This window comes from Patescibacteria group bacterium (genome assembly GCA_041649475.1).
Taxonomy (GTDB): domain Bacteria; phylum Patescibacteriota; class Patescibacteriia; order Magasanikbacterales; family GWA2-37-8; genus JBAZNA01.
Genome location: JBAZNA010000001.1, coordinates 315,311 through 332,812 on the forward strand (window position 1 = coordinate 315,311; position 17,502 = coordinate 332,812).

Sequence of the window (17,502 nt, forward strand, 5' to 3'; positions counted from 1 at the left end):
TATGCTTAAATCAATTGTAATCTATTTCCTACGGGCGATTTCCAAAAAGATTTTGAAAAAATATAAACCGGATGTGGTCGGTATCACCGGTTCGGTGGGCAAAACCTCGGCCAAAGAGGCGGTCGCCGCCGTGCTTTCCAGCCAATTTTCCGTGCGCCGGAGCGTAAAGAATTATAACAACGAAATTGGTTTGCCCCTCTCCATCATCGGCGCGAACGAATCAGCCGGAAAATCCGTGCCGGGGTGGCTGGCTATTATTTTTAAAGGTTTGAAGTTATTATTTTCCAGGGATAAAAATTATCCGGAAATTTTGGTTTTGGAAATGGGAGCCGACAAGCCGGGCGACATTGAATATCTGGTTGATATCGCGCCCTGCAAGGTGGGCGTGCTGACTTTTATTTCTCACGCGCACACTGAATTTTTTAAGACCATAAAAAAGATCGCCCAGGAAAAAAGAATTATAATTTCGCATCTGCGGCAGGATGGTTTTGCGGTTTTAAATTATGACAGCGAACTGGTGATGCAAAATGCCGGCGCGACTAAGGCGGAGGTTGTCACCTATGGTTTTAGAGAAGGCGCGGATTTGCGCGCCACCGAAATAAATGTCATTAAGGACGACGCGAGCGCCTGGCCGACGGGTCTGAATTTTAAAATAGTATACAAAGGAAACGTGGTGCCGGTATATTTGCCGGGAGCCATTGCTAAGCCCCTGATATCAGCGGCTTTGGCCGGACTGGCGGTTGGCAATGTGTTTGGGATTAATTTGGTGGAAGGCGCCCAGGCCTTGGGTTCGCTTGAACCGCTCTCGGGTCACATGCGTCTGATACCGGGTATAAAAAATACTTTAATTATAGATGACACCTATAATTCCAGCCCGGAAGCCGTCAAATCAGCGCTGGATGCATTGTCTCAAATAAGCGTCAAAGAAGGCAACAAGCGCTTTGTGGCTTTGGGAGATATGCTTGAACTTGGGTCTGAAACCGAGAACGCGCATCGTGAAATCGGTTTTAAGGTGGCTGAATTGGGCATAAATTATTTAATTACCATAGGCGAGGCGGCCAAGCATATTGCCGCCGCGGCCCGCGAAGCCGGCATAAACGGAGATCAGATCGCCAGTTTTGATAACAGCGCGGCCGCCGGTAAATTTTTGCAGGAAAAATTGGCAAGCGGAGATGTGGTTTTAATCAAGGGCTCGCAAAGCATCAGGATGGAAAAAATGGTCAAAGAGGTTATGGCCGAGCCGTTATTGGCTGAAAAACTTTTGGTGCGCCAGGGCAAGGAGTGGCAGAATAAATAATCAAATAGCGATATGCCGGAGTTGCCGGAAGTGGAAACAATCAGAAGGGGACTGGCGAAGAGTGTTTTGCATAAAAGCATTTCCGGTGTTATGGTGATAAACAGCCAGCCGATTCGCGGCAACAAAAATACTTTTGCCAATACTTTGAAAAATCAAAAGATAGAAGATATTGGCCGAATCGGCAAACTGTTGATTTTTAAATTATCCGGTGGGAAGTATTTGCTGATTCATTTGAAAATGACCGGCCAGCTGATATATGGAAAAGATCTGCCCACAAAATATACCCGGGTAATCTGGAATTTCAAAGATAAGTCCAAGTTGTATTTTAACGACATGAGAAAGTTCGGATATTTGGAAATTGTTGATCAAAAAACTAAAGACAAGATCGTGAGTAAATACGGCATAGAGCCGCTCGCAAAAAATTTCACCTTGCCGAATTTTAAAATAGCCATTGATAAAAGAAAAGCGCCGATTAAAGCCGTACTGCTTAATCAACAGCTGATCGCCGGCATCGGCAATATCTATGCCGATGAAATTTGTTTTGCAGCCGAGGTAATGCCCAGCCGGCCGGTGCACAAACTCCGTGAAGAAGAAATAAAAAAATTATACAAAAGCGCTCAAAAAATTATAAAGGAAGCCATTCTCCACGGCGGAACCACCTTTAAAGATTATGTAAACGCCCACGGCGCCAAAGGGACCCATACGGACTATTTGCAGGTTTATAAACGCGCCGGAGAAAAATGCTTGCGTTGCCGGAAGGGAATTGTTACAGTAAAAAGAGTCGGGGGCAGAGGAACGCATTTTTGCCCGGTTTGTCAGAAGTAGCTTATTAATTTAACCGCACATAATATATGATGAAATTTGAACTACCAAAATTAGAATATTCGTTTGACGCGTTAGAGCCGTTTATTGACGCCAAAACCATGGAAATACATTATTCCAAGCACCACCAGGCCTATTTGGATAAGTTTAACGCCGTGCTTGCTAAGTATCCGGATTTAAATTACGAATCGGCCGAAGCCATACTTAAAGACCTGACAAATTTGCCGGTCGGCGAGGAAGACAAAAAAATAATTAAAAATTTCGGCGGCGGATATGTAAACCACAGTTTGTATTGGAAAATAATGGCTCCGAAAAAAGAAATTGACCAAAAGCTGATCGCTGATATAGAAACGGATTTTGGCGGAGTGGAAAATTTTAAAGCCGAATTCAGCAAAATTTCAACCGCTCATTTTGGCAGCGGCTGGGCGTGGCTTGTCAGAAGCGGAGACAATAAACTCAAAATATACTCATTGCCAAACCAGGATTCGCCGCTCTCTTTAGGAGACGAACCGATAGCGACCATAGATCTGTGGGAGCATGCTTACTACTTAAAATATCAGAACCGCCGAGCAGAGTATATTGAAAATTGGTGGAATGTGCTAAAATTAATGTAGGCAGTTATTAAAAAGCCGTCTATGAATGAGAAGGCCAAAAAATTTGTGCTACCTCTTGATTTGAACGAACCAAGTGATTTTGATATTCTGTCGTCTTTGCAGTCGGCCAAAGCCGTTTTTGAGGAGCGTCAGTTTGAAGGACAATTAAGCGTTGATGTGGCGCAAACAGCCGAAGAGCTGGTGGTTCTGGCCACGATGGCCGGCACGGCTCCGGATAAAATTGAACTGCATCTCAACAACGACCTTTTAACCATCAGAGGCGAACGCACCCCGCCTTTGGATTTGGATGCCGAGTATTTTTATAAAGAATGTTTCTGGGGAAAGTTTTCACGCACAATCGTTTTGCCGGTGGAGGTGAAAGCCGATTCGGTGCAAGCCCAATATAAAAATGGAGTTTTAATAATCAGGTTGCCGAAGGCGGCTGCCGGCAAAAGTGAGATTCCGATAATGGTGATTGACGAATAAGTATGTTCGTACAAGATATATTTGCGAAGAAATGGTTTAAATATAGTTTGATTTCCCTGGGGGCTGTTTTGGTTTTAGCCGTCCTGTTTTTTGGTTTCGCTTTTTGCTATAACCAATTTTATCAAGACAAAATTTATCCGAGTGTCTATGTTGGCAGTTATTCTTTGGGCGGAATGACCAGACAGGAAGCCAGGGATTTTGTTGAAAATTTTAATAACAGAATTGCCAGAGAGGGCGTGGGCTTTACTTATCAATCTGCCGACGGCCCCAAACAATTACAGCTTAATACCGTATCCGCCGATGACAGTTCAGTGGAACTTGTACGCATAGACGGCGAGGGCGTGGTGGCCGCGGCTATGAGCCAGGGCCGGGGCGGATCGTTTTTAAATAATTTTTTTGGACCGGTAATAATCAAATTGTTTTCGCCGCGGGTTATTAGCGCCAAAGTAACAATTGAACAAAAGTTTAAAGATATTTTAAACAGCGCGCTTACAGAGATCAGCGATAAGCCGCATAATGCCAACATCAAAATAACATCAACGTTGCCGACGGTAAAATACGAGGTCATTCCCGAAAGTAACGGCATGGTTTTTAACTACAACAAAGCCGTCGCGGATATTACCGGCAGTTTATCCCGGCTGACATTAGTTCCGATTGCGCTGACTAAGGAAGAATTTAAGCCGAATATTTTAACCGCCGATGTGGCTTCGATTTTGCCGAAAATTGACAGTGTGATCGGTTATGGGGATTTGAATTTAAATTATGTTGATTCACAGACAAAAGAATTGAAAAGTTGGAATGTAACGCCGGATGTATTTGCGCGCTGGATTGAGGTGAGCAAGGATGAAAACGGCAACAATGTATTTGCTTTAAATAAAGAGACCGTGGAAACCTACCTGGAAACACTGCGTCCTTTCATTGACACTCCGGCCCAAAATGCCAAATTTGTGGTTCAAAATGATAAAGTGCAGGAATTTCAGGCCAGTCAAAGCGGCGTTACTTTAAATGCCGAAAAAACTTATAATGATTTAAATACGGTTTTTGAAGATCGCAATTATGGGTCGTCGGAGTTGGTTAAGACGATTACCGTTTCAACTGACATGGCTGATCCGGATGTGCAGATTGCGGATGTTAATAATTTAGGCATATCAGATGTGATTGGGGTTGGCATTTCTACATTCAAAGACAGTCACACCAATAGGATCAAAAATATTGCCAATGCTGTAAAACGACTAAACGGCACCCTGATAAAACCGGGAGAAGTTTTTTCCGCAAATAAATATGCCGGACCCTACACCAGAGAAAACGGATTCTTGCCGGAGCAAGTGATAAAAGGGGATAAGATATTGCCGGAGGTTGGCGGCGGCATGTGCCAGATCGGCACCACTCTGTTTAGAATGGCCATGAACTCGGGAATGCAGATTACGGAAAGAAGAAATCATTCTTTGGTGGTTTCCTATTATGCTGATCCGGTAAACGGCAACCCGGGTACGGACGCAACTTTGTATGATCCGGATTTGGATTTGAAATTTATAAATGACACCGGAAATTATTTGTTGTTGTCAACTGATATTAATTATACCAAACAGCAGCTCACCTTTACCCTGTGGGGTAAAAGCGACGGTCGCAAGGGCTGGTATACGCATCCGATTGTCAGCCGATGGATTTCCGCCGGCGAACCGAGAATAATAACCGTCACGGACGGCAGTTTGAAACCGGGCCAAGAGTCATGCCAGGGCGCGTTTAGAGGCGCAGTGGCCAGTTTCACTTATAGCCGCATTACTTCCAGCAGTGAAAAAATTGATCGGGTATTTGAAAGTTATTACCGGCCTTTGCCGAAGATTTGTCTGGTTGGAGCCGAGCCGGATGTTAATACAAACACCCCCGGCGTAGCGCCAGGGGTGTTATAAATAGTTTGGGGGAGAATACCCCCCCTTAAAACCGCACCCAAGAAGATGTGTAACGGTAGCGAACGAGCCGAAGCCGGTTAACACCCCATTACACACCTCCATGCTTGTCGTGGATACGGGATAATACTTACTTTTAAATCTAGCGCTGTCTGGTAAATTAAGCATTATTCCACATCCGGACAAGTCATAAGGATCTGTTTCTGCATTAATACTGACAATTTAAGGTACGACTATTGATTCTAAAAGTAACTTCGTATAATAACATACTAAATGGGTTTTGTCAAGGTCTGCCAATAAAAATAGCCGTTTAAACGGCTATTTTTAGCTTGTTTTAGCCAATTATTCAATAACCTTGTCAATTAAGCCGTAAGTGAGCGCTTCTTTTGAATCCATAAAATAGTCCCGATCCGTGTCTTTTTCAATTTGGGTAAGGTTTTTGCCGGTATGTTTCGCCAAAATCTCATTTAGACGTTCTTTAATACGCAAAATTCTTTCGGCCCGGATCTTGATATCGCTGGCCTGTCCTTCCATGCCGCCCATAACCTGATGGATCATTATTTCCGAATTGGGCAAAGCTAATCTTTTGCCCTTGGCGCCGGCGGCTAAGAGAACCGCGGCCATGCTCGCGGCCATACCGATACAGATGGTGCTCACATCCGGTTTAATATATTGCATGGTGTCATAAATGGCCATGCCGGCAGTGACTGACCCGCCCGGTGAATTGATATATAACTTGATATCCTTATCACTGCTTTGGTTTTCCAGAAACAAAAGCTGGGCGATTATCAGGTTGGCCACATTATCGTCTACCATTGTGCCCAAAAAGACGATTCGGTCTTGGAGCAGACGGGAGTAGATGTCAAAGGCGCGCTCGCCGTAGGAGGTCTTTTCAATGACCGTGGGAATTAAAAACTGTGATCTAAGTTCATTGTCTTTCATATAAGATTAGTTATTTTTATTAAAACACTTTCAATTGTTCCGTCGGTGGTGAATCCGGCCGCTTTTTTGTGTCCGCCGCCGCCCATTTTTTTGGCCAGCAGGGAAACATCCGTGTCATCGCTGGTTGTCCGCAAACTACCTTTGATTTTACCATCCATTGTTTCTTTAATCAACAAAGATATTTTCGTGCCGTAGAGCTTGTTTAAGAAATTAGCAATGCCATCGGCCTCAATTTCGCTGATGCCATACTCCAGGGTGTCTTTTTTGGTCAGATAAGTATAAACCAAATCCAGTCCGTCTTTTTTGGTCAGGCGATCCAAGACCACGCCCCACAGTTTTAAAGTGTTAATGCTTTTGTTGCGGATGATATAACTGTGAATTAAATTTAAATTCGCGCCCAAACGCAAGAGCTGGCTGGCCGCTATCAGTGATGACTCGGTTGTGGCCGGGTTGGAAAAATTATCAGTGTCGTTTACCAGGCCGGTTAAAAGAGATGTGGCCATGTCGCGGTTGATTTTGGCGCCGATAATTTTAAAAAAATCATAAAGGATTTCCGTGGTTGCGGCCGCCTGCGCGTTTAGCATATTTATATGCCCGTATTTTTCGTTAGTCGGGTGATGGTCTATATTTATAATCGTTGCCGCCAGCCGGGGGATAATATCGGCCACGCCGGCATATCTCAAATCGCCGGCATCCATTATAATAATCGTATCCGCCTCGGTCAGCATATCTTTATTTTGTGAAATCAGGTCGGTGTGGTTTAGAAATTTTAATCTTTCCGGCACTTCCGTATCGCAAAATATCCGCGGTGTTTTTTTTAAAGCAAGCAAATACTGCGCCATGGCCGTCACCGAGCCAATCGCATCGCCATCGGGGTTTTGATGGGTAACCAAGGCGATTTTATTCGCCTTTTTCAAATGCTTGTCTATTTGTACGGCAGTTCCATTCATAGTATTGTTGAACAAATCATTATATCTTTATTATTTACCCCTGTCAAGATATATGGTATAATCTTGACAAGTTATGTATCTAAAACGTTTGGAAATAAGGGGGTTCAAATCCTTTGCCGAAAAGACGGTTTTGGAATTTTTGCCGTATAAGAATAATAGGAATAGCGTTACTGTTATTGTCGGTCCGAACGGCTCCGGCAAATCAAATATTTCCGACGCGGTGAGATGGGTGATGGGCGAACAAAGCTTGAAAAATTTGCGGGGAAAGAAAAATGAGGACGTAATTTTTAGCGGTTCCGAGACCAAAGGCCAGCTCGGCGCGGCCGAAGTGACCATGACTTTGGATAACGGCGACGGCCGGCTGCTTTCAGATTATCCGGAAATCATCATTACCCGCCGTTTGTACCGGTCCGGCGAAGCCGAATATCTGGTCAATAATAATGCGGCGCGTTTGATAGACATTCATCTGCTTTTGGCCAAAGCCCAGTTTGCCCAGCATTCATACAGCGTGGTTGGCCAGGGTATGATTGATAAACTGCTCACGGTCGGGCCGGTGGAAAGAAAAGATTTTTTGGATGAGGCGTCCGGTATAAAAGAATTTCAAATCAAACAGCACCAGGCCGAACTCAAGCTGACGCGCACGACCGAAAATGTGGCGCAGGCGGAGCGGCTGATGCAGGAGGTTGAACCGCGTTTGAAAATTTTATCCAAACAGGTTAAAAAATTGGAAAAACGGCAGGAGGTGGAACTGAAACTGCGCGAGATGCAGGAGAAATATTATGCTTCAATATATTTGACCAATAAAAACGAGCTGGACGGCTTGGTTGAAAAATTAAATCTGGTTGAAAATTCATACCGCGGCGCTTTTAAGGAATTGGAGGATATTCAGAATGAATTGGCTGTTTTGGCCCGCGCTTCCGGCAGAGGGGACGCGTTTAATGAATTGCAATCCAAATTTCAGGTTTTAGCCAAAGAAAAAAATGATCTGGAACGCCAGCTGGCCATAAAAGACGGGCAGACGCACGCGCAATATAACGCGGCCGGAAAACAAAATGTCAGTTGGACGCAAAATAAGATTGCCGAATTAAAACTTCAGCACGATTCTTTATCCGGGCAGATGGCGGCCACGGCAACGGAAATAAACGATGCCAATCGCTTGGTTCTGGAGCAGAAAAATTTGCTGGATCAGATTACCAAAGAAAAAACTGAAAAGCAAATAAAAATTTCGGATTTGGAAAGACAGGTAATGCAGGATCAATCAGAACAGCACTACCGGCAGTTTACCGGACTTCTCGCCGTGCAGGCGGTTTTGGAAAACAAGGATAAATTCGGCAAGGTTTACGGATTAATTTCCGAGCTGGGTGACAGTGAAGAAAAATTTCGCACCGCCCTTGAGGCCGCGGCCGGATCATATTTGTCGGCAATCGTGGTTGAAAGCGATGACGTGGCCGGACGCGCAATAGAATTTTTGCATACAAACCGGTTGGGGGTTGCGACTTTTTTACCTTTAAATAAAATAGTGCCGAAGGGTAGTGAAAATATTCATAATCTTTTGTCCCAACCGGGCGTCTGCGGGCTGGCTTCGGAATTAATAAGATTTGAACCCAAACTTAGCAATATTTTTTCTTTTGTTTTTGGCCAGACCATCGTGGTGGAAGATTTGGCGGCGGCCAAACGTATCGGCATCGGTTCGGCGCGGATGGTAACGCTTTCCGGCGATGTGATTGAGAAAACCGGCGTGATGAAAGGCGGTTATCGCCAGGCCAAAAAAGCCGGACTGGGATTTTCCAGAAAATTATTATTAAGCCCGGATAAGTTTATTGAGTATCAATCGCAGATCAACGCCGGCCGTGAAGAGATTGCCGGATTGGAGACGAAATACGAAAAAGCCAAGACCCAGCTTTTTGTTTTTGAAACCAAGAGCCAGTCGGCCCATGCCAAATTTGAGGTCTTAAATTCGGAATTGAAAAATCTCGCGCAAGAAGTGGCCGGACTGGAACAGGAATTATCGCTGTTTAATGCCGATCCCAAACAATATGATAAGATATTGGCGCAGCTCTTGGTTGAGAAAGACGCGCTGTCAGTGCAAATAAAAGCCAAGGAAGACACCTTAAATAAATTATCTGAAAAAATAGACAATTTTAATAAAGAGGAAGAAGACAAGAAGCAGAGAGTTTTTGCTTTGCAGGATCAAATGCAAAAAAAGCAGAACAAACTAAATGAAATTTTATCGGCGCGCAATGATTTGAAAATTGAAATTGCCAAACTGGAGACCAAACAGGATGCCATCGGCGAAGAAGTGCGCGCGGAAATGAATGCGGCGATTGAAGCAGTGGTGGAGAGAAAGCCGCCGACAGTTGAAGCGGAAAAAATTATTGAGACGGCCAATGAAATTCAAAAATTAAAATATCAATTGAGTTTGATCGGTGGAATTGACGCGGAAGTTGTGGAGGAGCATCAGCAGACCAAAGAAAAGTATGATTTTTTATCCGGCCAGATTGAGGATTTGCACAGTGCCATGACAGATTTGGATAAAATGATTGTGGAACTGGATGAGGTCATGAAAAAGAAGCGGGCCGCGGCTTTTAAAAAAATCAGAAAAGAATTTGATCGCTATGTGAAAATACTGTTCGGCGGCGGCAACGCGGATATGACTGAAATTTACGGTGAGCCGGAAAGCGAGGCAGATGAAGATTTGGCCGGCGCCGAAGGCGAGCTCCCAGAAGAAAAAGTTGTGAGCAAACGAAAAGAAAAAATATTAACCGGTATAGATATTTCCATAAACCCGCCGGGCAAAAAAATAAAACATATCAATACGCTTTCCGGCGGCGAACGCACCCTGGCCTCAATTGCTTTGATCTGTGCGGTCTTAAATTACAATCCGTCTCCGTTTGTGGTTCTAGACGAAGTTGAAGCGGCGTTAGATGAGACCAATACCAGGCGTTTTGTCCAGATTTTATCCGAACTGTCCGAGCATTCTCAATTTATTATCATCACCCATAACCGGGTGACCATGCACAGCGCCGATGCCCTTTATGGCGTGGTTATGGGTGGGGATGGCATATCTAAGTTACTTAGCGTAAAAATGGAAGAGGTAGGGGTCGCCCGAGGCGACCAAAGTATTGACAAAGCGGTTTAGACGTAGTATATTAACCGCGCTCTCAAAACTGTCACAGGATTAAATAATATATTATGTTAACTATCAGATTACAAAGATTGGGCAAGAAAAATTATCCGACCTATCGTTTTATAATTTCCGAAAAGACCCGCGATACCCAGGGCACGTTTTTAGAAACTCTAGGAAATTTTGATCCGCATAAAAAAGAAACCGGATTGGTGCTGGATGCGGAGAGAGTTAAGTATTGGCTGGGCAAGGGCGCACAAACATCAAATACTGTCCATAACATATTGATGAAAGCCGGAATTATAACCGACGGCAAGAAAATGAAATCGGTTTATATTTCCAAGACCCGCGCGGTTAAACTGGTTGAAAAGAAAAAAGTAGTAGCAGAGCCGAAGGCGGCCGCGGAACCGAAGATGGAAGTGAAACCGGAACCTGCAGCAGAAGTTCAACCGGAAGCGCCGGTCGCACCGGAAACTCCGGTAGTTCCGGAAACTCCGACCACACCAACTGAACCACAAACAGCAGAACCAAAATAGGTCGATGGGCTGCTTTAAAAATTAAGATTTTGAAGATTGAATATGGAAGCTGATCAACAGTACGTGGAGACAATCGTGAAAGCGATTGTCAATCATCCTGAGGATGTGAAAACCACACGCATTATTGATGAGCGAGGAGTACTTATCACCCTGGATATCAATCCGGCTGATATGGGTTATGTCATTGGCCGACAAGGCCAGACCGCCCGCTCCATCCGCACCCTGCTCAAGATTGTTGGCGCCAAGCACAATGCCCGCGTTAACCTGAAAATCAATGAGCCGGCCGGTGGCAGAGCCCCTCGCATGAATCACGATGATCATGATCATAGTCATGATGTGGTGGACACAAGTGCAGTGGATAACCTGAACATCTAAAAGTTTCAAAATAAGATCGGCCGCCTAAAGCGGCCGGTTTTAATTTGTAAGATAATTTTTATAAAAAAATATGCGCTCCGTCTTTGTCTCGTGTGAGATTTGGACGAAGCGCGTGTCGTGCCTCCTTGTGGCTACTGCTAGACCCTGTGAGCGTAGGCCTTGATGGCTTTGGGGATGATCCCCGTGCGGTGCGGCTCCACGGTGTTTTCGGGCAACTGGTCCACCGGGTACCAGTCGTGCCTTTCGTCTTCGCGCGGAGAACCGTCGCAGTGGACGAGGTAGATCCTGGAGACGCCGGAGCCGCGGATCTCGCCTTTCTTCCAGTCCACGTATTCGCCGATGTACCGGAAGGAGATGATCGGAGTGCCAAACTCCCGCTCAAGGCGGTTGGCCACATCACGTTCGGTCTCGCCCGGCCGGAAGGCCGACCCGGGCGCATGCCACTCGAGCGGGTAGACCTCATCCGCCGCGCGCTTGCGCAGATAGATTTCGATCTTGGTGGTGGAGGGGTTGACCCGGAGTGCCACACCCTCAAAGAACATATTCCACGAGAGCCGGGCGATCGCGTTGTAGAGGTTGGTGCCGTAGGGCTTGTACGGATCGAGTCCGTTGAGCACATCCGCGGCGAATTCCCTGTATTCCTTGCTATCTGGGCCGAGACCCGCAAGCAGTTTGAGGGCTTCCTCAAGGATGCGCTTTGCATAACCCTTGTCCAACATCGTGTCCTCCTTGTCCCTTTTCTGAATAGGGAACCGTATAGTTTAATACAAAATACTTGAGATGTCAAGAATACTTAGTTTAATCATAATTGATTTTTTTATCTAAAAAATATATACTTACTGCATGAAATTTGATATACTCACAATTTTTCCGGAAGTGGTTGATTGCTATGGTCAAGCCAGTATTCTTGGCCGTGCCCAGAAAAAGAAATTGATAAAGGTGACTGCGCATAATTTTAGAGATTATACTTTGGATAAGCACGGTCACGTTGATGATCGACCGTTTGGCGGCGGGCCGGGCATGATTTTGCAAATCCAGCCAATTTATGATTGTTTAAAAAAAATTAAGGCGCGCAAAAAAACTAAGGGGCAGAAAATTATTATTTTAGATCCGGCCGGTAAAAAATTTGATCAAAAAATGGCAGAGAAATTCTCAAAGTTAAATAGATTAATTTTGATTGCCGGCAGGTATGAGGGTTTTGATGCCAGGATTTATAAACTGGCTGATGAGCGTGTGTCAGTGGGGGATTATGTTTTAGCCGGAGGGGAGCTGGCGGCGCTTACAGTGGTTGAGGCGGTGGCGAGATTAATTCCCGGAGTTTTAGGAAATGAAAATTCTTTAAAAGAAGAGACATTTAATAAGAGCGCGAAAGCGGAAATCCAAAAAGAATACCCTCAATACACCCGGCCGGAAAATTTTAAGGGACAGAAAGTGCCGAAGGTTTTACTTTCCGGTGATCATAAGAAGATTGAAGATTGGCGAAAGAAAAATTCTATTTAACTTCCCAGACCTTTCCGCAGGTGCATCGATGACTTCCATTTTCTCCAAAAATTGTAATGTTGTGCTTATGCTTTTCATCATCCGGAAAACTTAATTCATGCTCCCTTGCCTTTTGGGCGACTTCCGCCTGGTTTTCACAAAGTTCCGGTTGTTCCATATCTTTAACTTCTATTTTACCGGATTCCTCCAAAATTTCTTCAATTGGATTGCCTTCTTCACTCATAATTATTGATTAGAAAATAATGGACTTATTGTATAGATTTTTAGCTATTCTGTCAATTAAAATTTCATAATAATTTTATCCCCAAATCATCCCCAGGGCTAAAATTAGCCCTCTTGACAGTTTTTCCCTCTCATGATAGTATTTTGAGTGCGCTAATGATTAACCTCAAACACCGCAAACAAAGCACCTCATACAATTCGTTAATCTTCTAAGTCCCGAAAGGGATACTGGAAAGAGAAAAGAGCAACTCCAAATTGGGTTTCTCTTTTTTCTTTCTCGCAAAGGCCGCCTAGAGGTGGCACAAGAAAGAAAGTGAACCTTGACAACACAAACGTGACAAAGACCATATTAAAGTCTATTCAAACCAAACGGTTAGGCGCGATTCGTCGCGCCGTACCAAACAGTAACAGTAATAAATCCAAACAAACTCGTTCATATGAACGAGATCAACTCTTTTTTAAGAGTTTGATCCTAGCTCAGGATGAACGCTGGCGGCGTGTTTAAGGCATGCAAGTCGGGGGACGGCCTTGTAGCAATACGAGGTACGGACCGGCAAACGGGTGAGTAACACACTGGTAACCTACCTTCAAGACGGGGATAGCTCGCCGAAAGGCGAATTAATACCCGATGGTAATGCGGGGGCACAAGCCATTCGCATTTAAAGATTTATCGCTTGAAGAGGGGCCTATGTCTGATTAGCTAGTTGGTAGGGTAATGGCCTACCAAGGCTTCGATCAGTAGCAGGCGTGAGAGCGTGACCTGCCTCACTGGGACTGAGACACTGCCCAGACACCTACGGGTGGCTGCAGTCAAGAATCTTCCGCAATGGGCGAAAGCCTGACGGAGCGACGCCGCGTGCAGGATGAAGGCCTTCGGGTCGTAAACTGCTTTTATGGGGGACGAATTCGTGACGGTACCCCAAGAATAAGAGGTTGCTAACTCTGTGCCAGCAGCAGCGGTAATACAGAGACCTCAAGTGTTATCCGGATTTATTGGGCGTAAAGCGTCCGCAGATGGTTTGGCGTGTCAGGAGTCAAAACCCAGTGCTTAACATTGGGATTGCTTTTGAAACTACCAAACTAGAGGATGGAAGAGGTAAGCGGAATTGCAGGTGTAGTCGTAATAAGCGTTGATATCTGCAAGAACACCAAAGGCGAAGGCAGCTTACTGGTACATTCCTGACATTCATGGACGAAAGCGTGGGGAGCGAACAGGATTAGATACCCTGGTAGTCCACGCCCTAAACGATGCGCACTAGGTATTGGCAGTATCGACCCTGTCAGTGCCGTTTAAAAAAGCTAACGCGTTAAGTGCGCCGCCTGGGGAGTACGGCCGCAAGGTTAAAACTCAAAGGAATAGACGGGGACCCGCACAAGCGGTGGATTATGTGGTTTAATTCGACGACAAACGAGGAACCTTACCTGGGCTCAACTACTAGCTGCAAGCCTGCAGAAACGCAGGCCGCCTTCGAGGGTGCTAGATAGGTGCTGCATGGTTGCCGTCAGCTCGTGCTGTGAAGTGTACCGTTAAGTCGGGAAACGAGCGCAACCCACGTCGTGTGTTAAATGTACACGCGAGACTGCCCGCGCAAGCGGGAGGAAGGGGTGGACGACGTCAAATCAGCATGGCTCTTACGTCCAGGGCTACACACATAATACAATGGCCGGTACAATGGGTTGCTAAGCCGCGAGGCGGAGCTAATCCCACCAACGCCGGCCCCAGTTCAGATTGAAGGCTGCAACTCGCCTTCATGAAGTCGGAATCGCTAGTAAACGCGTATCAGCCACGGCGCGTTGAATACGTTCTCGGGTCTTGTACTCACCGCCCGTCACACCACGGGAGCTGGCAATGCCCAAAGTCTCGATTTATCGGGATTAAGGCAGGGTCAGTGACTAGGGTGAAGTCGTAACAAGGCATCCGTAGCGGAAGCTGTGGATGGATCACCTCCTTTCTGGAGATACTCGGTCGAAAGACCGTGAACTCTTGTCGATATGAACTTCGGTTCATAATTGAATAGATGGGTCGCCTTCGGGCGACCAGGGCCTTTGTCACATTTGTGCAGTCAAGCTAAAAGCCGCCGTTTGGCGGCTTTTTCATATCTTGAATTATTTAAACAGTTTTGGTATACTTGAAGTCGGATTTTTAAAATTGGGCGGCTAGCTCAGATGGTTAGAGCGTCACATTGACATTGTGAAGGTCACAGGTTCGATTCCTGTGTCGCCCACCAAAACTTGATTTTTAATCAAAAATCTGGTATTCTGGTTTCATAAAAAATGGGCGTGTAGCTCAGATGGTTAGAGCGTTACACTGATAATGTAAAGGTCATAGGTTCGATTCCTATCACGCCCACACAGCCAAACTTCCCGTAGTTGTCAATTTGCCAAAAGCCAAATAATCCTTTATAATACTTCTAAATAATATTAAACATTATCTATTATTATGGCCGATAAAAACGGGTCATCCTTTAAGAAAAAAGCCGGAATTTATTTGCAAAAAGCCGGTCTATTTTTGCTGGAGCTTGTTAAAGTGGTGGTTTTAGCCGGAGTTACCATCGCCCTGGTCAGATATTTTTTGTTTAAACCGTTTTATGTCAAGGGCGCTTCAATGGAGCCGAATTTTGAAGATAAAGAATATCTCATCATAGATGAATTGACTTACAGAATAAGAACGCCTGCCAGAGGCGATGTGATTGTGTTTAAGTATCCGGAGAATCAGCAAGAATATTTTTTAAAGAGAGTGATCGGTTTGCCGGGCGAACGTGTCAAGGTGTTTAACGGGGAAGTGACAATCTATAACAAAGAACACCCGGAAGGCGTAGTGCTTGAAGAGCCATATTTACCCAAAGATTTGCAAACCGAAGGCGATCAAACCGTAACTTTGGGATCCAATCAATATTTTGTTCTAGGCGATAACCGTCCTAACAGTTATGATTCGCGCCGTTTCGGAGTAGTTGATAAAAGTTTGATTGTCGGTCGGGTAATTCTTCGGGGGTGGCCGTTTAATCGGGCGGAAATTTTTAACACCCCGAAACTTAATGTGTAATGCAATTAAAAAAATATATGCCAAAGAAAAAACAGCTGAAAGCGGTAGCCAAAAAGAAGATTTCCAGAAAACCGGAAAAAGAAAAAGCGGAGACATCAGAAAAGGGCAAGAAGGTATTTAACCTCTTGCGCGGAATGCATGATATTTTACCGAGAGAAGAAAAATATCTGAAACTTTTTTACCACACTGCCGAAAATTTGGCCGAGGCCTTTCAATTTGGCAGAATAGACACGCCGGCGCTTGAAGAGTCAGGTTTGTTTATCAGATCAATCGGCCGGGGTACGGATGTGGTGGATAAGGAAATGTATGTTTTTGAAGACCGCGATGGCAACAAGGTTTGTTTGCGGCCGGAAGCAACTGCTTCAATTGTGCGCGCCTATATAATGCACGGCATGTGGAATATGCCCCAACCGGTTAAACTATGGTATTGGGGACCGATGTTTAGGTATGATCGCCCGCAAGCCGGGAGATTCCGCGAATTTAGACAGCTTGGGTATGAAACACTTGGCGATGGCGATCCGGTAGTTGACGCCGAACTCATCCTAATGGCCTATAATTTTTACAGTGACGTCGGTTTGCCGGTTGAAATACATATTAACAGCATCGGCACGCCCGAAGAAAGACAGAGATATAAGACCGCGCTGGTTGATTATTATAAAAGCAAACGCAGTTATCTGTGCGATGACTGCAAACAGCGCTTGCATAAAAATCCTTTGCGTCTTTTGGATTGTAAACAAGAAAAATGCCAGCCCATAAAAGAGGAGGCGCCGCAAATCATTGATTGGCTGGGAGAGGACTCAAAAAGCCATTTCATGAAAGTTTTGGAATATTTGGATGAGTTGTCCATTCCTTATACTTTGCGCCATACGCTGGTGCGCGGATTGGATTATTATACCCGCACCGTCTTTGAAGTTTATCCGACTATAACCGGAGAGGGAGGCGCCCAAAGCGCCTTAGGCGGAGGCGGAAGATACGACTTATTGGTGGAAGAACTTGGTGGCAAGCCAACGCCGGCAGCCGGCCTGGCTCTTGGTTTGGAAAGGAGTGTCACCGCTTTAAAACAGTATCTGGAACAGACGCAATCCAAGTTGCCTTTGCCAAAATTTGACGCTTATTTAGCTCAACTAGGCGATCAAGCCAGAAGGCGGGCGCTTAAAATTATCAATGAAATGCGCAAATCCGGCTTAAAAGTTGATTATAACTTTTCCAAGAATTCTTTAAAGAGCCAGTTGGAATCAGCCAACAGCATCCAAGTGCCTTATGCTTTAATTTTGGGTCAAAAAGAGGTTCAGGATGACACCATTATTGTCCGTGATATGGAATCCGGCGTGCAGGAAATTGTTGACCAAAAGAAGGTAGAAAACGTGCTTAAGAAAAAATTGTCCAGGTTTGACGTTTCGTAAAAAAACGTGTATACTTAAGGCAAAGATAAATTATTCATCAATTAAGAAAGTGAGGTGAATTTGTGCCAGAGGTAAAAAGAAGGAAGAATGAGTCCTTTGAGGCGTTTCTGCGCAGAGTAAAGAAGAGATGGCAGCAATCCGGTAAAATATTGCAAGTAAAGAAGATTCAGTTTTATGAACGTCCGAAGAATAAAAACATGCGCAAGAAAAGCGCCTTGCATCGTCTTGCTGTTGCCCAAAAAATGGAATATTTAAAGAAAATCGGCAGATTGCCGGAAGAGCCAAAGAAATTTGGCAGATAA

The 17,502-nt window shown here is 45.0% G+C and carries 16 protein-coding genes, 2 tRNA genes and 1 rRNA gene; 15 read left to right on the plus strand and 4 right to left on the minus strand.

Going from position 1 to position 17,502, the window contains the following annotated elements; genetic code table 11:
* The first annotated feature begins 1 nt into the window (after position 1).
* Genes WC526_01605 through WC526_01625 form a run of 5 tightly spaced genes read left to right on the plus strand, consistent with a single transcriptional unit; the run spans position 2 to position 5,108 of the window.
* A complete protein-coding gene (locus WC526_01605; GenBank protein MFA5061822.1) occupies positions 2–1,297 on the plus strand; it encodes a Mur ligase family protein in 1,296 nt (431 codons plus the stop codon).
* A gap of 12 nt (positions 1,298–1,309) precedes the next feature.
* Positions 1,310–2,122 carry a bifunctional DNA-formamidopyrimidine glycosylase/DNA-(apurinic or apyrimidinic site) lyase gene (gene mutM / locus WC526_01610; GenBank protein ID MFA5061823.1) on the plus strand — a complete coding sequence of 271 codons (813 nt, stop codon included), beginning with the start codon at positions 1,310–1,312 and terminating at the stop codon, positions 2,120–2,122.
* A 26-nt stretch (positions 2,123–2,148) separates the two neighbouring features.
* Positions 2,149–2,733, plus strand: coding sequence for a superoxide dismutase (locus tag WC526_01615; protein ID MFA5061824.1), 585 nt, complete (start codon positions 2,149–2,151; stop codon positions 2,731–2,733).
* 21 nt (positions 2,734–2,754) lie between these two features.
* Complete coding sequence (locus WC526_01620; GenBank protein ID MFA5061825.1) at positions 2,755–3,198, plus strand: Hsp20/alpha crystallin family protein; 444 nt, start codon at positions 2,755–2,757, stop codon at positions 3,196–3,198.
* A gap of 2 nt (positions 3,199–3,200) precedes the next feature.
* Complete coding sequence (locus WC526_01625; protein ID MFA5061826.1) at positions 3,201–5,108, plus strand: VanW family protein; 1,908 nt, start codon at positions 3,201–3,203, stop codon at positions 5,106–5,108.
* A 339-nt stretch (positions 5,109–5,447) separates the two neighbouring features.
* Here WC526_01625 and clpP read toward each other — a convergent pair whose 3' ends face one another.
* Entirely contained in the window at positions 5,448–6,047 is a 600-nt protein-coding gene (gene clpP, locus WC526_01630; protein ID MFA5061827.1) for an ATP-dependent Clp endopeptidase proteolytic subunit ClpP, read from the minus strand.
* A complete protein-coding gene (locus WC526_01635) occupies positions 6,044–6,997 on the minus strand; it encodes a DHH family phosphoesterase (protein ID MFA5061828.1) in 954 nt (317 codons plus the stop codon). Before WC526_01635 ends, clpP begins: the two co-directional genes overlap by 4 nt.
* 73 nt (positions 6,998–7,070) lie before the next feature.
* Here WC526_01635 and WC526_01640 point away from each other — a divergent pair, with 73 nt between their 5' ends.
* From WC526_01640 to WC526_01650, 3 genes are read left to right on the plus strand one after another with little or no spacing between them, the layout of a single operon-like run.
* Positions 7,071–10,136 carry an AAA family ATPase gene (locus tag WC526_01640; protein MFA5061829.1) on the plus strand — a complete coding sequence of 1,022 codons (3,066 nt, stop codon included), beginning with the start codon at positions 7,071–7,073 and terminating at the stop codon, positions 10,134–10,136.
* Between the two features lie 53 nt (positions 10,137–10,189).
* Complete coding sequence (gene rpsP / locus WC526_01645) at positions 10,190–10,657, plus strand: 30S ribosomal protein S16 (GenBank protein ID MFA5061830.1); 468 nt, start codon at positions 10,190–10,192, stop codon at positions 10,655–10,657.
* Positions 10,658–10,699: 42 nt separating this feature from the next.
* A complete protein-coding gene (locus WC526_01650; protein MFA5061831.1) occupies positions 10,700–11,032 on the plus strand; it encodes a KH domain-containing protein in 333 nt (110 codons plus the stop codon).
* A gap of 137 nt (positions 11,033–11,169) precedes the next feature.
* On the opposite strand, the gene WC526_01655 is transcribed toward WC526_01650, so the two are convergent.
* Positions 11,170–11,751 (minus strand): hypothetical protein, encoded by a 582-nt coding sequence (locus WC526_01655; protein ID MFA5061832.1) that lies wholly within the window; start codon positions 11,749–11,751, stop codon positions 11,170–11,172.
* Positions 11,752–11,875: 124 nt separating this feature from the next.
* On the opposite strand from WC526_01655, the gene trmD reads away from it, so the two are divergent.
* Positions 11,876–12,532 carry a tRNA (guanosine(37)-N1)-methyltransferase TrmD gene (trmD, locus tag WC526_01660; GenBank protein ID MFA5061833.1) on the plus strand — a complete coding sequence of 219 codons (657 nt, stop codon included), beginning with the start codon at positions 11,876–11,878 and terminating at the stop codon, positions 12,530–12,532.
* Here trmD and WC526_01665 read toward each other — a convergent pair.
* Complete coding sequence (locus WC526_01665) at positions 12,525–12,755, minus strand: hypothetical protein (protein MFA5061834.1); 231 nt, start codon at positions 12,753–12,755, stop codon at positions 12,525–12,527. The two genes, trmD and WC526_01665, sit on opposite strands and share 8 nt — an antisense overlap.
* A gap of 453 nt (positions 12,756–13,208) precedes the next feature.
* On the opposite strand from WC526_01665, the gene WC526_01670 reads away from it, so the two are divergent.
* The 6 genes from WC526_01670 to rpsU all read left to right on the plus strand — a co-directional run bounded on the left by WC526_01670 (position 13,209) and on the right by rpsU (position 17,502).
* Positions 13,209–14,706 (plus strand): 16S ribosomal RNA (locus WC526_01670).
* Between the two features lie 199 nt (positions 14,707–14,905).
* Positions 14,906–14,982: transfer RNA gene (locus tag WC526_01675), tRNA-Val, on the plus strand.
* A 48-nt stretch (positions 14,983–15,030) separates the two neighbouring features.
* Positions 15,031–15,104: transfer RNA gene (locus WC526_01680), tRNA-Ile, on the plus strand.
* Positions 15,105–15,194: 90 nt separating this feature from the next.
* Entirely contained in the window at positions 15,195–15,797 is a 603-nt protein-coding gene (lepB, locus tag WC526_01685; GenBank protein ID MFA5061835.1) for a signal peptidase I, read from the plus strand.
* A gap of 17 nt (positions 15,798–15,814) precedes the next feature.
* Entirely contained in the window at positions 15,815–17,200 is a 1,386-nt protein-coding gene (gene hisS / locus WC526_01690; protein ID MFA5061836.1) for a histidine--tRNA ligase, read from the plus strand.
* 62 nt (positions 17,201–17,262) lie between these two features.
* Positions 17,263–17,502, plus strand: a complete 240-nt coding sequence (gene rpsU / locus WC526_01695; GenBank protein MFA5061837.1) for a 30S ribosomal protein S21 — start codon at positions 17,263–17,265, stop codon at positions 17,500–17,502.

Coding starts and splice junctions, on each gene's coding strand:
- WC526_01605 (MFA5061822.1), top strand. CDS start 2: ATGCTTAAATCAATTGTAATCTATTTCCTACGGGCGATTTCCAAAAAG.
- mutM (MFA5061823.1), top strand. CDS start 1,310: ATGCCGGAGTTGCCGGAAGTGGAAACAATCAGAAGGGGACTGGCGAAG.
- WC526_01615 (MFA5061824.1), top strand. CDS start 2,149: ATGATGAAATTTGAACTACCAAAATTAGAATATTCGTTTGACGCGTTA.
- WC526_01620 (MFA5061825.1), top strand. CDS start 2,755: ATGAATGAGAAGGCCAAAAAATTTGTGCTACCTCTTGATTTGAACGAA.
- WC526_01625 (MFA5061826.1), top strand. CDS start 3,201: ATGTTCGTACAAGATATATTTGCGAAGAAATGGTTTAAATATAGTTTG.
- clpP (MFA5061827.1), bottom strand. CDS start 6,047: ATGAAAGACAATGAACTTAGATCACAGTTTTTAATTCCCACGGTCATT.
- WC526_01635 (MFA5061828.1), bottom strand. CDS start 6,997: ATGAATGGAACTGCCGTACAAATAGACAAGCATTTGAAAAAGGCGAAT.
- WC526_01640 (MFA5061829.1), top strand. CDS start 7,071: ATGTATCTAAAACGTTTGGAAATAAGGGGGTTCAAATCCTTTGCCGAA.
- rpsP (MFA5061830.1), top strand. CDS start 10,190: ATGTTAACTATCAGATTACAAAGATTGGGCAAGAAAAATTATCCGACC.
- WC526_01650 (MFA5061831.1), top strand. CDS start 10,700: ATGGAAGCTGATCAACAGTACGTGGAGACAATCGTGAAAGCGATTGTC.
- WC526_01655 (MFA5061832.1), bottom strand. CDS start 11,751: ATGTTGGACAAGGGTTATGCAAAGCGCATCCTTGAGGAAGCCCTCAAA.
- trmD (MFA5061833.1), top strand. CDS start 11,876: ATGAAATTTGATATACTCACAATTTTTCCGGAAGTGGTTGATTGCTAT.
- WC526_01665 (MFA5061834.1), bottom strand. CDS start 12,755: ATGAGTGAAGAAGGCAATCCAATTGAAGAAATTTTGGAGGAATCCGGT.
- lepB (MFA5061835.1), top strand. CDS start 15,195: ATGGCCGATAAAAACGGGTCATCCTTTAAGAAAAAAGCCGGAATTTAT.
- hisS (MFA5061836.1), top strand. CDS start 15,815: ATGCCAAAGAAAAAACAGCTGAAAGCGGTAGCCAAAAAGAAGATTTCC.